The organism is Allohoeflea poritis, from assembly GCF_027889715.1.
In the GTDB taxonomy this organism is placed as follows: domain Bacteria; phylum Pseudomonadota; class Alphaproteobacteria; order Rhizobiales; family Rhizobiaceae; genus Hoeflea_A; species Hoeflea_A poritis.
In genome coordinates this window covers 121,534-136,386 of record NZ_JAPJZH010000004.1, presented here as the reverse complement: position 1 = coordinate 136,386, position 14,853 = coordinate 121,534, and the positions used below count along the sequence as shown (strand labels likewise).

The following is a 14,853-nucleotide window of genomic DNA, read 5'->3' as shown; positions in this document are numbered from 1 at the left end:
AACGACGGCCTTGGCCGACGGCATGTCCCCTGCCGCAAAACAACAACCTCGCCGTGACGGCGAAGCTGAATTTATCAGCCAATTCCTAATGATTTGCCACATGTAAGCGCATACTCATGAAGGTTCAATGGCGAATGTGTTAATTCCAGTAAAATGTCTTCACACCGCGAAAGATCATGCCGGCCGCAAGCAGCGTCAGGGCAAGCTTGAAGGCCAGCCTGAAGCCCTTCTCCGGCATGGTATTGAGCAGTTTAGAGCCGGCAAGCGTACCGCCGAAGCCGCTGGCGATCATCAGCGCGATCAGCGGCAGCCACGGCGCGAAGGCAAAGCCGACAACCGCAAATCCGATCACCTTGAAACCGTGCTGGACACTCATCAGCGCCGCGAGCGATCCGACAAGCTTCTGACGCACCGGAAAGCTGTTGGACAGCAGCGCCGCGTTGAGGGGGCCGGTTGCGCCGAGAAACATGCCCAGAAAGGTCGTGATCGCACCGATCGCCGCAAATCCCCTCGTTTTCATCGCCGCGATGCGCCGGAGCGGAACCCAGGTCGTGGCAACGATGAAAGCGCCGAGCACCATCAGGATGATGCCGCTCTGCAAGCGCACGGCGATGGCGGCGCCGATCGCGGCACCGAACAGCGCGCCGGCAGAGAAGGCAGCGACCCGGGTCCAGTCGACATAATCGCGCAAGACGATCGTTCGCCCGCCATTGGAGCCCAGTTGGACGGCGCCGTGGACAGGAATGAGCGCTGCGGGCGGAACGAAATAGGACATGAGCGCGATCATGGCCGCGCCGCCGCCAATTCCCACGGAGGCCGTGATAAAGGAGGTGGCAAAACTGGCCGCGATCAAGAGGGCGGCGAAATGTGCGGGCAGTCCGTCCGGAAGAAATATGCCAGCAAGGGTCGCCAAATCAGGCGATCAGGTCTTTGGTGAACTGTCCGGCCGGTTTGAAGCGCACGAGATAGGACGGCAGGATCGCTTCCAGCGTCGTCGCCTCGATGCCGAGGCCTGCAAGCGTGCGTCCCTCCGACTCCGCCGCCGCCGAAACCACATTGTCGGACCGCAGCAGGACGACCTGGTCCCTGGTCAGAACCGGATCGATCAGCGGCACCAGCGACATCACCCTGCCGAGCAGGCTGGCTGCGTACCATGGGATCGACAGGAAGGCGCGCTTGCGCCCGATCATCTCCAGCATCAGTGTCAGGCATTGCCGGAAATCGAGAATCTCCGGTCCGCCGAGTTCCCACGTCTTGCCCGGCTCGACAACGCCGTCGACGGCCTTGGCGACAGCTTCGGCAACATCGCCCACATAGACCGGCTGAAAATGCGTAACGCCGCCGCCGATCAGGGGCAGGAACGGGGAGAAGCGCGCCATTTCGGCGAATTTGTTGAAAAAATCGTCCTCCGGGCCGAACACGATGGAGGGGCGGATGATCGTCGCGTCGGGAACGGCCTGACGAACCGCCTCCTCTGCCAGGCCCTTGGTGCGCCCATAATCGGAGAGGCTGCCGCTGTCCGCGCCAATGGCCGAGACATGGGTCAGGCCGATGCCGGCGGCGCGGCAGGCTTCCGCCACGGCGCGCGCGCCGTTGTGCTGTATATTGTCGAAGGTGTTACGGCCACGCTCGAACAGGATGCCGACGAGATTGACCACATGATCAGCGCCCTGAATGGCCCGCTGCACCGATTCCGGGTTCCGCAGATTGGCCTGAACGGCGACGATCTGGCCGACATTGCCCATGGGCTGCAGGTGGCCTGCGAGGTCCGGCCGGCGCACGGCGGCGCGCACATTGTAGCCGCGCTTTGCCAGCGCGCGCACGACATGGCGTCCGATGAAACCGGATCCGCCAAATACCGTGACCAGCTTCGGTTCATTGCTCAGCGTCATGGTCGCCCGCTCCCCGCAAGAATTGCTTTTTCAGCCTGTTTCATAGTCAAAACGGTGGTGAAGGTGAAGTGCCAATAGGCCGCAGGCCCCATAATCTTGGGTGTTCAGCCGCTTTGAAACGCATATTGCATCAGCAGTCTGAGACCCGGGTCGGTGCCTGCCGGCACCTCGTCACGGAACCGCTTGCGGAAAACCGCGCTTGCTTCTTCGAGCGGCAGTTCGGTAAAGCCCTGCCGGCGGTAGAAGGGCGCGTTGAACGCTACATCGCGGAAGGTCGAAAGCACGCATGTCTGCGCCCCGAGAGAACGGCCGGCATCCAGAGCAGACGCGACAAGCCGCGACCCCAGCCCGCGGCGAATGTGATCGGGGTGAACCGACAGCAGCCAGACATAAATGGCGGCCTCAACGCTTTCATATGCGATAAAGCCGACCGGTCGGTCGCCACTGTCGCAGGCGACATGGACGCCACTGCCCTCGATATGGCGTTGAAAGTCCTCAAGGCTGGGGCCGCAAACTGTTGAAATTGCGGCAATTTCCGGAATATCGACGTCTGAGAAGAGCGTCGTCGACGCTGTATCTATATCCAGAAGCCGGGGCGCTTCCCCGGCCCGCATGGGCCGGATCGTGTAACCGTCCGATTGCACAGGATCAGGCTTCATATCCCTCGACCAGAAGCGTGACCGCCTCGGCGCAACTTTGCCGGATGGCCTTGGCGGCCTGGTATTCGTCCGAATTGTAGCAGTTCCTCGCATCTTCTATGGATGCGAATTCAATCACGACATTGCGCGCGCGCGGTTCGCCTTCCAGGGCTTCGATCCCGCCGCCGCGCGCCAGGAAATTGGCGCCAAAGCGCTCGAAGGCCGGTTTTGCCGTTGCGACATAGTCCTTGTAGCGCTCGGGGTCCTTCACATCGACACTGGCAATCCAGTAGGCTTTTGCCATGGTTTCCTCCCACCATAATTTGACTTTTTGGTCTAATAATTAGAGCGCATTTTCCGAAAGAGCGCCATCCATTTCCGCAAGGATGGCCTGCGCTGCCGCGACCGGGTCCGGTGCCGCGATGATCGGGCGCGCGACCACCAGGTGGCTGGAACCCATGCCGAGGGCGTCGCCGGGTGTGACGACGCGTTTCTGGTCGCCATGATCGGCGCCGGCGGGACGGATTCCGGGCGTCACAACCGCCATATCGGGCCCGACGATCTGTCTGACTGTGCGTGCCTCGGCCGCAGAGCAGACAATGCCGCCCATGCCGGCCTCCGCCGCCTGCCGCGCACGTCTGGCCACCAGCGTCTGCGGATCGTCCGAATAGCCTGCTTCCTTCAGGTCGGCGGCGTCCATCGAGGTCAGCACGGTGACGCCGAGCAGGCACAGATCCGATCCCCTGGCGGCCTCCACCGCGGCGCGCATGGCCTTCGGATAGGCGTGCAGCGTCAGCATGGAGACATTCATTTTGACAATGTTTTCAACGCCTTTGGCGACCGTATTGTCGATGTCGAGCAGTTTCATGTCCAGAAAGACACGCTTGCCGCCGGCGATCAGATCGCGGGCGAATTCCAATCCGCCGGCAAAGACGAGCTGATAGCCGATCTTGTAGAATTCGACCGTGTCGCCCAGGGCGGAAACAATGGCCGCGGCCTTGTCTGTCGTCGGTACATCCAGGCCGACGATCAGGCGCGATCTGGCATCCTGCATGCGGTTACCTCGCTGATTTCATGATTCGGTGCGGCTTTCGTTTAGGCCGCCGGGAAAGGTCTGTCCAGTGGCGGGCCGGCTTTGTCGCTAGTCCACGCGGCCGTGCCGCTTGCAATGGTCGAAGAGCGACCGGCAGGTCTTGTCGAGCATGCCCGATGCGCGTTCATCGACAATCCGCCCGTCCTCGTCGAAGGCCGACCCCGCGCCGCCGACCGCGCATTGTTCGGTCAGAACCTGCGTGCCCACCGCCATCATCACCGAGCGCAGGTGATAGAGGTTGCGAATGCCGCCCAGCTTGCCCTTCGATGCGGCCCCGAGCGCCACATATCGGCCGTTCCAGGGCTTGAGCGGTCTTCCGTCATCTTCGGAAATGAGGCTGACCCAGTCGATGACATTCTTCAGCAGTGGCGGCACCGATGAATTGTATTCGGGGCTTGCAATGAAGATGCCGTCATTGGCCGAAATCAGGCGCCCGAGATTCATCGCTCCCATCGGGATGCCCTCCCGCGCCTTCAGGTCCTCATCGACCAGCGGCATAGGATAATCGAGCAGTGATATTCGGGTTACGTCGGCGCCCAGTTGCGCCAGCGTGAGCTGCGCGGCGTCGGCGAGCTTGGCGTTGATCGATGCCGACTTGACGGAGCCGGCAAAAACAAGGATTCGCGGTATCATCGTTGGTCGTCTCGCTCTAACCCGTGCGCCGGTACATCCACATCTGCGCCGGGGGAATGTTGCGGATCTCGATGCCGAAACGCGTCACGCTGTATTGCCCGCGGCCGGCCGGAATCGGTGAATTCGGCCCGTAGGAGAATTGCAGGAACGGCCGTCCCTTCGGAATGCGGCCGAGCACGTCCTCAAGCAGTCGCACGCGCGTTTCCACCGGAAAATTGAGCAGCGGTATGCCCGAGATCACACAGTCGAAACGGGTCGTGCGCAGGGCGCCGAGCGTCTCATCCAGGCTGAACGCGTCGCCACGGATGAGTTTGACCGCGGGAAGTTCTTTTCGAATATGCCGGCAGAATTCCGGAGAGTACTCGACGGCGACCAGGTTTTCCGGTGCTATCCCGCGTCGCAGCAGGGCTCTTGTGACAACGCCGGTTCCGGGTCCCAGCTCCAGGACGGGCAAGCCCGATGCCGGGTTGGCGACACTCGCCATGCGCCGCGCCATGTAGATGGAGGTCGGCACGATAGCGCCCACGGTTTTGGGCTGACTGACCAGGCCTTTGAAAAAACGCAGTTTTTGACTGAATCTGTCAGCGACATGTCGTTGCAGGTGTTGCCGCATTCACATGTTCCCCCGGAAAGGTCTTGCTGTGCTGCGGCGCATCTGCGGTCAGTCGCTGAGCGTGTCGAAAAAGTGCCGCATCTTGGAGAAGAAGCCGGAGGATTCCGGATTGTTTTCCCGCGAGGACAGGGATTCGAACTCTTCCAGCAGTTCCCGCTGCCGCTTGGTCAGCCGCTGCGGGGTCTCAATGGCAATCTGGATGTAGAGGTCGCCCATATGCGACGAGCGCAGCACCGGCATGCCCTTGGACTTCAGCCGGAATTGCCGCCCGGTCTGGGTTCCTTCCGGAACCTTGACGCGCGTTTTCGCGCCGTCCAGCGTCACGACGTCGAACTGGCCGCCGAGGGCCGCCGTGGTCATGGAGACCGGCACAGTGCAGTAAAGGTCGGCACCGTCCCGCTGGAAGAATTCATGCGGCCTGACGGACAGGAAGATATAGAGATCGCCCTGCGGGCCGCCCCGCATTCCGGCCTCGCCTTCACCGGCAAGGCGTATGCGCGTGCCGTCCTCGATCCCCGCCGGTATGTTGACGGAGAGCGACCGGTCCTCATTGACCCGGCCCTGGCCGGAACATTTGGTGCATGGATCGCTGATGATCTCGCCGCGCCCGTGACAGGTCGGGCAGGTGCGTTCAACGGAGAAGAAACCCTGCGACGCACGCACGCGCCCGGACCCCTGACACGTGGTGCAGGTAACCGGCTGGCTGCCCGGCTTGGCGCCGGAGCCGGAACACTCGTCGCACTGCACCGATGTCGGCACGCGGATCTGGGCCGTTTTCCCGGTGAAGGCCTCCTCGAGCGAAATCTCCATGTTGTAGCGAAGATCGGCGCCGCGTTCGCGGCCGCCCGCATTGCGGCGCGACCGTCCGCCGCCCATCATCTCGCCGAATATGTCCTCGAAGATGTCCGAAAAGGCGTGGGCTCCGCCGCCGAAACCGCCGCCACCGAAACCGCCGGGTCCGCCCTGCTCGAAAGCGGCGTGGCCGAACTGGTCGTAGGCGGCCCGCTTTTGCGGGTCTTTCAGCGTTTCATACGCCTCGTTGATTTCCTTGAATTTGCGCTCGGCCTCAGCATCGTCGGGGTTCTTGTCGGGGTGATACTTCATGGCCAGCCGACGGAAGGCGCCCTTCAGGTCCTTGTCGCTTGCGCCCTTGGACACGCCGAGCGTTTCGTAGAAATCAGCCTTGGCCATTAGACCGCTTCATGGTTGGATTGAGTCATTATGATTGAATCGGTTTTCCCGGAAAGTCAAAAGCCATATGCAGGAGAACCTGGACAGGCAAAAGGCCGGCAGACGATTTCCACGTCCGCCGGCCGTCCGGCTTAAGCCGATTTCTTCTCGTCGTCGTCGTTGATTTCTTCGAAATCAGCGTCGACAACGTCTTCGCCTTCAGCCGCGGCATCGGCCGCAGCGTCCGCTTCGGCGGATTCCGCCTGCTGTGCTTCGTACATGGCCTGACCAAGCTTCATCGAGGCTTCCGCCAGGGTCTGCGTCTTGGCCTTGATGTCTTCCGCATCGGGCTCTTCGGCCTCGACGGCAGCCTTCAAGGCCTCGGCGGCATCGGTGATGGCCTTGCGGTCGTCTTCGCTGACCTTGTCGCCGTAATCGGCAAGCGATTTTTCCGTCGAGTGCAGCAGGCTTTCGGCCTGGTTCTTCGCCTCGACCGCATCACGCCGGGCCTTGTCGGCTTCGGCATTGCTTTCGGCATCCTTGATCATCTGATCGATATCGTCATCGGACAGACCGCCCGAGGCCTGGATGCGGATCTGGTGCTCCTTGCCCGTGCCCTTGTCCTTTGCCGAAACGTTGACGATGCCGTTGGCGTCGATGTCGAACGTGACCTCGATCTGCGGAACGCCGCGCGGTGCCGGCGGGATACCGACCAGGTCGAACTGGCCGAGCATCTTGTTGTCGGCCGCCATTTCGCGCTCGCCCTGGGCGACACGGATGGTCACCGCATTCTGATTGTCGTCCGCCGTCGAGAAGGTCTGCGACTTTTTCGTCGGGATCGTCGTATTGCGGTCGATCAGTCGGGTGAAGACACCGCCGAGCGTCTCGATGCCCAGCGACAGCGGCGTTACGTCCAGAAGCAGCACGTCCTTGACGTCGCCCTGCAGAACACCGGCCTGGATGGCGGCGCCCATGGCGACCACCTCATCCGGGTTCACGCCCTTGTGCGGCTCCTTGCCGAAGAACTGCTTGACGACTTCCTGCACCTTCGGCATGCGGGTCATGCCGCCGACGAGAACCACCTCGTCGATTTCGCCCGGCTGGATGCCGGCGTCCTTGATGGCCGCCTTGCAGGGGTCGACCGTGCGCTGGACGAGGTCCTCGACCAGGCTCTCGAACTTGGCACGCGACAGCTTCATCGTCAGGTGCTTGGGTCCGCTCTGGTCGGCGGTGATGAACGGCAGGTTGATTTCCGTCTGGGCCGAGGACGACAGCTCGATCTTGGCCTTCTCAGCCGCTTCCTTGAGCCGCTGAAGCGCAAGCTTGTCGTTCTTCAGGTCGATGCCCTGGTCTTTCTTGAATTCCTTGGCGAGGTAATCGACCAGGCGCATGTCGAAGTCTTCGCCGCCCAGGAAGGTGTCGCCATTGGTGGACTTGACCTCGAAAACGCCGTCCCCGATCTCGAGAACGGAAATATCGAAGGTGCCGCCGCCAAGGTCGTAGACGGCAATGGTCTTGCCTTCCTTCTTGTCCAGACCGTAGGCGAGCGCGGCCGCGGTCGGCTCGTTGATGATGCGCAGCACTTCCATGCCGGCGATCTTGCCGGCGTCCTTGGTGGCCTGGCGCTGTGCGTCGTTGAAGTAGGCCGGAACGGTGATAACGGCCTTCTCGACCGTTTCGCCCAGATAGGCTTCAGCCGTTTCCTTCATCTTCTGAAGGATCATGGCCGAGATCTGCGACGGCGAATAGCTGCTGCCGCCGGCTTCCACCCAAGCGTCGCCATTGTCGGCCTTGACGATCTTGTAGGGAACCAGACCCTTGTCTTTCTCGACCATCTTGTCGTCATAGCGGCGACCGATCAGTCGCTTGACGGCAAACAGCGTGTCTTCGGGATTGGTGACGGCCTGACGCTTGGCCGGCTGTCCGGTGAGGCGCTCGCCGTCATCGGTAAACGCGACCATTGACGGTGTGGTGCGGGCGCCCTCTGCATTCTCTATGACCTTGGCGTCTTGTCCGTCCATGACGGCGACGCAGGAATTGGTCGTTCCCAGGTCAATACCAATTACTTTTGCCATTTTACATTCTCCTTGAAGCGAACTGTCCGGACCCGTAGCGGCGTTCCATGCGACAGTCCCTAGCGGTACGATCCCCCAGCATCCGGCCGGATGCCGTTGTTGTGCCGTATATAAGAAAGACGTAATGGGACTGCAAGGCAGGATTCGGATTCGATCTTTGCTCTCTGCGCGACCGCCGATAGCATTGCGCGGGCGGTCCTGAAAAGCCCCGAATCGCACCGGCGCGCGATTTTATGCCAGTTCACCGATTTTCCGTGCGTTCAACGGCCCGATTCCAACCTTCGGATGTCCGGATACGGCTCCGGCTAGAAGCGGTAGCCCATGCGCCCACCGACCGATTCCAGCCCCACATTGAAATCCGTCAGGCTGGCATTGGAGAAGTGATTGTAAAACACCTCGACCAGCAGTTTGTCGGTAATGTCGAGGCCGATCGTTGCCTGCAGAAGAAACAGCCAGTCGGATCCGAGATCCTTGGTCGCGCCCGAAGCTGCGTCCGTCGTCACGCGCGAACTGTTCCATGACCCGCCGCCGGTAAAGCCGACATAGAGCCGCCGGCTCAGGTGAACCTGCCAGTTCAATCCGGTGTAGACCACATGGATCGGATTGTCGGAGATCGCGATGTCCGCGCCGACAAGCGGGCGTGGCGATCCGATCGCCTCGAGTATGTCGGGTGACGGCAGCAGGATCTCGCCGTTGATGATGCCGCCGGAGAAATGATTGGGTGATGCAGGACCGGTGTCGAACGCTCCCCCACCGAAGCGCGCTTCCCAGTCCTTGGCATGTTTGCCAATTTCCAATCTGCTTAGAAATGCATCGTCCGACGCGAATGCGGCAGTCCCCAAACACAACTGCGCCGCAAAACAAGCGGCGATTCCATACCGAAACCGCATTACAAGAAATGGCCCCCGCCACGTCGAAATGTTAACCAAACAAAACCGTGCTGGCGGGCAATTTGCAAGGCCGATGAATGCGGTGGCAGACATAAGGCGCCCGCTGTTGCATTTTCGCATCAGTTTAACGCCCAGCCACTACGCGCCTTGCCCGGGAGGGAATCGGAGAATGAGAACCGTCGACGTTTATTGGTCGCATCAAAGCCCCTATTGCTATTTCGTGCTGGACCGGATCCTGGCGCTGCAGGCGCATGAGGACGTGGATGTCCGGCTGCGGCTCGTGCAGCCCGGCGTTCTGCGCAACGCCACCGCCTTCCAGGGCCGCCTGCCGATCGAGCAGGACTATTTCTTTCGTGACGTTGCCCGTACCGCCGCATTCCTCGGCCTGCCCTATGCCGAGGCGCGGCCCTACCCGGTCGAGATGCGGCCGGGGACCGTCTACCGGGCGGCCGAACACCAGCCGCGCATTCACCGCCTCAACCACCTGACGCTCGCGGCCGACGAGGTCGGCGCCGGGTGGCGTTTTCTCGATCAGGTCACCCGGCTTATCTGGGATGGAAGCGCTCGGAACTGGCACAAGGGCCCGGCGCTTGCCGATGCGCTGGCCCGTGCCGGACTGGACATGGACGATCTGCAACGGCGTGCCGGCGGTAACGGATCGCGCTACGAACAGATCCTGGCGGCCAATCACGACCGGCTGCTGGAAGCCGGACACTGGGGCGTGCCGGTATTCGTGTTCGATAAAGAACCGTTCTACGGTCAGGACCGTTTCGACCAGCTCCTGTGGCGCATGGGAATTGGCGCCCAGGTCCAGATTGTCTAGTTGCCCAGAATAATGTCGAGAAGCGTTGTCGTTTCGTCGGTGTTGCGCGATCCGACATCGGCGGGCGGTGCGCGCCGCGATGTCGAGCCGGTGCGCTCTTGCGCCACGTCGCCCGACCACTGCCGTGACGGTGTGTCGCCGATCGCACCGGCGGGTCTGCGCACCACGCCGTCGGCGGGCCGGGTCATCGGCACCGCCACGCGGCTTGGATCGCTCGGCACATTGTATTGACCGGGCAGCCGGGCGTTGGACGAGCCGTTGTGGGCGGCCTCCATATAGCTGCGCCAGGCCAGTGCCGGCATGCTGCCGCCGGTGACCTTGCGGGTCGGCGTGCTGTCGTCATTGCCGAACCATACGCCCGTCGTCAGATGCGCCGTGTAACCGATGAAGAGCGCGTCGCGGAACGCCTGGCTGGTGCCTGTCTTGCCGGCGGCCTGGTGGCTGCCGAGGCGGGCCTTGCGGCCGGTGCCCTCATTGACCGCCCTGACCAGCATGCCGTTCATCATGGCGATGATCTCGGGCCGCAGCACGCGCGGCGGGTTGTCATAGGTGTTTTCGTAAAGCACCTTGCCGTCGGCCGTGCGCACCCGCTTGATGATGTGCGGCGTGGCCTTGTAGCCGCCATTCATGAAGGGCGCGTAGGCGGCTGTCAGCTCCGTCAGCGTCACTTCCGATGTGCCGAGCGCAATGGATGCGTTGGTCTGCAGCTTGGATTCGATGCCCAGGCGGCGCGCCGTCTTGGCGACATTGTCGGCGCCGGCTTCCATGACAAGCTGCGCCGCGATGGTGTTGAGGGAGCTGGACAGCGCCTCGGACAGCGTTACGGGCCCGCGATATTTCTCATCATAATTGGACGGCGTCCACTTGCCGATCCGGATCGGCGCGTCATTGCGCACCGATTGCGGCGTGCGGCCCATCTCCAGGGCAGCGGCATAGACGAACGGCTTGAAGGCCGAGCCGGGCTGCCGCTTCGCCTTCGTCGCCCGGTCGTACTGGCTGACGGAATAATCATAGCCGCCGACCAGCGCACGGATGGCGCCGGAGCCGTCGACGGAGACGAGCGCGCCCTGCGAGACGTTGAGCTTGGTACCGCTGTGATCGATGGCGCCCCGGATGGTCTTTTCCGCCTGTTGCTGCAGCCGGTAATCGATGGTGGTATCGACAATGAGATCGCGGGTCACCTTGCCGCCGATCAGCGCTTCCAGCCGGTCCATCACGAGATCGGCGCCATAATTTTCCGCGCCCGTCCAGTAGCTCTTGGCCCGCGTCGGTTCCCGGGTCATGGCCGTGGTGATTTCGCGATCCGTCACGAAACCCTCGTCACGCATGGCCTCCAGAACGATCTGGGCGCGCGCTTCGGCGGCATCCGGGTTGCGCGCCGGGGAAAGCCGGGAGGGTGCTTTCAGGAGGCCGGCGAGCAGCGCCGCCTGCGCCAGGTTCACATCGCGCGCCGGCTTCTTGAAATAGCGCCGTGACGCGGCTTCAACGCCATAGGAGCCCGAACCGAAATAGACCCGGTTCAGATACATCTCCAGGATCTGGTCCTTGGTGAAATTATATTCGAGCCAGAAGGCGAGCAGCACTTCCTGCACCTTTCGCTCGATCGTGCGCTCGGGCGACAGGAATAAGTTCTTGGCGAGCTGCTGGGTGAGGGTCGATCCGCCCTGCACCATGCGCCCGGCCATCACGTTTTGCGTCATGGCGCGGGCAAGGCCAATGGGATCGACGCCGAAATGGGAATAGAAGCGGCGGTCCTCGATGGCCAGCACGGCTTGCGGGATATAGGGCGACATGCGCGACAGGGTCAGCGCCTCGCCGCCGGTGGCGCCGCGATTGGCGAGGGTGTGTCCGTCGCTGGAGACAATCTTCACATTCGGCGGCCGCTCGGGAACCGTCCAGGTCGTCGCGCTCGGCATCTTGGCGCCGTAATAGGCCACAAGGGCGCCGACCCCGATGGCCACCCAAAGACCGATCACGAAGCACCAGTAGAGCGATCGCTGCAGAAAACCCGTAAGGCCGCGCCGCGCGGATCCGGATCGCGACTTGCGCCGCCCGGAGCCGGCCTTCCTCTTGGTCGACCCGCCCTTGCGCTTTCCAGATGCATGGCCGCCCGCCACCCGGTCGCCGGCGCTCGCGCGCAGGCCGTTGCGGCGTGTCATCGACGGTTCAATGCGCGTTTGGTTTTTTCGTTTCTTGGCCATGCGTCCCAGCACTTTTTCAGGTGGAGCGGCTTGGACTTTAATTGCGGCAATTTAAGGGGGCGTTAATCGTTTTGCCGGGCCGGGACAATTGCCACGCGGATATTAACGCTTCGCTTTGGTTGCTCTGCTATTTTGATCAGGAAATTCAATGATCTTCCTTACGGATTGCACCATGGCCTATGTGGAAAAACAGTCACCCGCAGCCGCTTCGGCTCACGCGATGCGCGACTATGTTCATCTGGAATCGGGCCGGGTCGTGTGGGTCGATTACCTCAAGGGCTTCTGCATCCTGCTCGTCGTCATGCTGCATTCGGTGGCCGGCGTCGAAAAGGCGGCCGGCGCCGATGGCTGGATGCACATATTCGTGGAGGTCAGCCAGCCGATGCGCATGCCGGCCTTTTTCCTGGCGTCCGGTCTGTTCTTCATGCGCGGCGTCGACAAACCGCTTGGCCGGTTCCTCGACACCAAGGTTCTCCACTTTGCCTATTTCTACGTGCTCTGGCTGACCATCCAGTTCGCCTTCAAGGCGCCGGGCATGGCTGCCGAAGGCGGGCTTGCCGCGCCGTTCGTCAACTATCTGCTCGCCTTTGTGCAGCCCTTCGGCACGTTGTGGTTCATCTACATATTGCCTGTCTTCTTCATCGTCACCCGGCTGGTGCGCACAGTGCCGGTTCCAATTGTGCTGGCGGCGGCCGTTTTGCTGCAGGTGTTGCCGATCCATACGGGCGCGGTGGTGATCGACGAATTTGCATCCTATTTCGTCTGGTTCTTCGCCGGCTATGCGCTTTCCGGGCAGGTGTTCGCCCTTGCGGATTTCGCGCGGCGCAATCCGGTGACCATGCTGGCGGTGACCATTGCGATCATGGCCGTCACCTGGTTCGCAACGCGCTGGGCGGCTCCGGTCGCCGGCCTGCCTGATTGGGTGGCTGACTTCACGGATGCCTCGACCATCGCCTTTTCCATGATGCCGGTCGTCTCGCTGATTCTGGGTATCGGCGGTGTCGTCGCGCTGGTTTCGCTCAGCGCCGTGCTCTCAGCTTTTGGAAAGGGCGAGTTCATTCGCTGGTGCGGTGCCCATTCGATCGTGATTTACCTGGCTTTTTTCCTGCCCATGGCGGTCACGCGCGTGGTGCTTCTGAAACTTGGCGTGGTGACGGATATCGGAACGGTTTCGCTGCTGGTCTGGATTGCGGCGGTCGCCGGACCTGTCCTATTGTTCTGGCTCGTGCAGATCACCGGTTTGGGGCGTTTCCTGTTCGAACGGCCGCGCTGGGCGCGGCTGAGCGGATAGCCAGCCGCGCCTGACCGATCCCGTCAGCTTGCCAGCGCGTCCAGGATCCTGATCCACGAGCGCACGCCCTTGTGGAACGAGCGCAGGTCGTATTTCTCGTTGGGCGAATGGATGCTGTCATCTTCAAGCGCGAAGCCGACGAGCAGCGAGTTCATGCCGAGCTTCGACTGGAAATCGCCGACGATGGGGATCGAGCCACCCATGCCGGTCAGCGCCGCCGGTTTGCCCCATTCCGCCTCCAGCGCCGCGCCCGCCTTGGCAAGTTCCGGCGCGTCATAGGACAGTTGAATGGCGCCGGATGTGCCGTGCTCGGCAAACGCCACAGAGCAGTCCGCCGGAATGCGTTGTCTGACGAATGCGCGAAAATTCTCCCGCACGGCCACCGGGTCCTGATCGCCCACCAGCCGGAACGAGACCTTGGCCGAGGCCTCGGCCGGGATAACGGTCTTGAAGCCCTCGCCCGTATAGCCGCCGACGATGCCGTTGACTTCAGCGGTCGGCCTTGCCCAGCAGCGCTCGAGAATGCTTCGGTCCTTCTCGCCCGACGGGATCGAGAGCCCGATATCTTCAAGAAAGCCCTTCGGCGGGCCCAGCGCTTCCCATGCGGCCTTGATGTGGTCGGGCGTTTCGTGAACGCCGTCATAGAAATTCGGGATGGTCACCCGGCCGTCGGCGTCGTGCATGGCGCCCAGTATGGATGCAAGAATATGGATCGGGTTGGCGGCATTGCCGCCGTAATGGCCGGAATGCAGATCGCGGCTGGCCGCCTTGACCGTGACCTCCTCGCCGGTCAGGCCGCGCAGCGCCACGGAGATTGAGGGCGTGTCGGGATCCCACATGCCGGTATCGCACACCAGCGCCAGATCGGCTTTGAGTTCTTCCGCATTGGCATCGAGAAAGGGCTGCAGCGATATGGAGCCCGATTCTTCCTCGCCCTCGAACAGAATCGATACCTTGCAGGGCAGGGTCCCATGGGTCTGCTTGTAGGCCCGGCATGCCTCGACAAAGGTCATGAGCTGTCCCTTGTCGTCACTGGTTCCCCGCCCGGTGATCACCTTGCGGCCCGGCGTAAGCTCGGTAATGACCGGCGCGAACGGATCGTTGGTCCACAGCTCGATCGGGTCGACCGGCTGCACGTCGTAGTGACCGTAGAACAGCACATGCGGCGCCCCGTCCGGACCGTCATGATGGGCGACCACCATCGGGTGGCCGATCGTATCGCGCACGCCTGCGGAAAATCCGATGTCGTTCAGCGCATCGACAAGCCATTCGGCTGCCTTGCGGCAGTCTGCTGCGTAGGCCGGATCCGTCGAGATGGATTTTATCCTGACAAGCTGCGTGAGCCTGTCGATACTGTCGTCGAGATTGCTGTCTGCCTGCGAAAGCGTGGCGTCGAGATCGGCCATGGAGCACTCCTGAACTGGGGGAAACGCAGCCGGACATTAATGCGAGTTGGACCGGAAACACAATATGCGGTTCCCGGTTCTGAAATTCGGTGCGATCGAGGTGAGGGAATCCGCCAAAAAGATGCCAC

At 62.2% G+C, this 14,853-nt stretch carries 14 protein-coding genes; 2 read left to right on the top strand and 12 right to left on the bottom strand.

Features of this window, described 5'->3' with window-relative positions; genetic code table 11:
* Positions 1–139 precede the first annotated feature (139 nt).
* The 10 genes from OOZ53_RS08035 to OOZ53_RS07990 all read right to left on the bottom strand — a co-directional run bounded on the left by OOZ53_RS08035 (position 140) and on the right by OOZ53_RS07990 (position 8,911).
* Positions 140–913, bottom strand: a complete 774-nt coding sequence (locus tag OOZ53_RS08035) for a sulfite exporter TauE/SafE family protein (protein ID WP_271088904.1) — start codon at positions 911–913, stop codon at positions 140–142.
* Between the two features lies 1 nt (position 914).
* Entirely contained in the window at positions 915–1,892 is a 978-nt protein-coding gene (locus OOZ53_RS08030; RefSeq protein WP_271088903.1) for a complex I NDUFA9 subunit family protein, read from the bottom strand.
* Positions 1,893–1,996: 104 nt separating this feature from the next.
* Entirely contained in the window at positions 1,997–2,551 is a 555-nt protein-coding gene (locus OOZ53_RS08025) for a GNAT family N-acetyltransferase (RefSeq protein WP_271088902.1), read from the bottom strand.
* On the bottom strand, positions 2,541–2,834 hold the full coding sequence (locus tag OOZ53_RS08020; protein WP_271088900.1) for a DUF1330 domain-containing protein: 294 nt from the start codon (positions 2,832–2,834) through the stop codon (positions 2,541–2,543). The genes OOZ53_RS08025 and OOZ53_RS08020 overlap by 11 nt, the downstream gene beginning before the upstream one ends.
* Before the next feature lie 39 nt (positions 2,835–2,873).
* Positions 2,874–3,584 (bottom strand): orotidine-5'-phosphate decarboxylase, encoded by a 711-nt coding sequence (gene pyrF / locus OOZ53_RS08015; protein WP_271088899.1) that lies wholly within the window; start codon positions 3,582–3,584, stop codon positions 2,874–2,876.
* A gap of 87 nt (positions 3,585–3,671) precedes the next feature.
* Entirely contained in the window at positions 3,672–4,256 is a 585-nt protein-coding gene (locus OOZ53_RS08010; RefSeq protein WP_271088897.1) for an NADPH-dependent FMN reductase, read from the bottom strand.
* Positions 4,257–4,272: 16 nt separating this feature from the next.
* Positions 4,273–4,869: a phospholipid N-methyltransferase PmtA gene (pmtA, locus tag OOZ53_RS08005; protein WP_271088894.1), complete on the bottom strand. Its 597-nt coding sequence runs from the start codon at positions 4,867–4,869 to the stop codon at positions 4,273–4,275.
* A gap of 48 nt (positions 4,870–4,917) precedes the next feature.
* Positions 4,918–6,060: a molecular chaperone DnaJ gene (gene dnaJ, locus OOZ53_RS08000; protein WP_271088893.1), complete on the bottom strand. Its 1,143-nt coding sequence runs from the start codon at positions 6,058–6,060 to the stop codon at positions 4,918–4,920.
* Positions 6,061–6,191: 131 nt separating this feature from the next.
* Positions 6,192–8,114, bottom strand: coding sequence for a molecular chaperone DnaK (dnaK, locus tag OOZ53_RS07995; protein ID WP_271088892.1), 1,923 nt, complete (start codon positions 8,112–8,114; stop codon positions 6,192–6,194).
* Between the two features lie 305 nt (positions 8,115–8,419).
* Entirely contained in the window at positions 8,420–8,911 is a 492-nt protein-coding gene (locus OOZ53_RS07990; protein WP_271088891.1) for an acyloxyacyl hydrolase, read from the bottom strand.
* A 262-nt stretch (positions 8,912–9,173) separates the two neighbouring features.
* On the opposite strand from OOZ53_RS07990, the gene OOZ53_RS07985 reads away from it, so the two are divergent.
* A complete protein-coding gene (locus tag OOZ53_RS07985; protein ID WP_271088890.1) occupies positions 9,174–9,827 on the top strand; it encodes a 2-hydroxychromene-2-carboxylate isomerase in 654 nt (217 codons plus the stop codon).
* Here OOZ53_RS07985 and OOZ53_RS07980 read toward each other — a convergent pair.
* Positions 9,824–12,028, bottom strand: a complete 2,205-nt coding sequence (locus OOZ53_RS07980; protein ID WP_271088889.1) for a transglycosylase domain-containing protein — start codon at positions 12,026–12,028, stop codon at positions 9,824–9,826. The genes OOZ53_RS07985 and OOZ53_RS07980 overlap by 4 nt on opposite strands.
* A 148-nt stretch (positions 12,029–12,176) precedes the next feature.
* On the opposite strand from OOZ53_RS07980, the gene OOZ53_RS07975 reads away from it, so the two are divergent.
* A complete protein-coding gene (locus OOZ53_RS07975; protein WP_333780591.1) occupies positions 12,177–13,319 on the top strand; it encodes an acyltransferase family protein in 1,143 nt (380 codons plus the stop codon).
* Positions 13,320–13,342: 23 nt separating this feature from the next.
* Here OOZ53_RS07975 and OOZ53_RS07970 read toward each other — a convergent pair whose 3' ends face one another.
* Entirely contained in the window at positions 13,343–14,725 is a 1,383-nt protein-coding gene (locus OOZ53_RS07970; RefSeq protein WP_271088888.1) for a M20/M25/M40 family metallo-hydrolase, read from the bottom strand.
* Between the last annotated feature and the right edge of the window lie 128 nt (positions 14,726–14,853).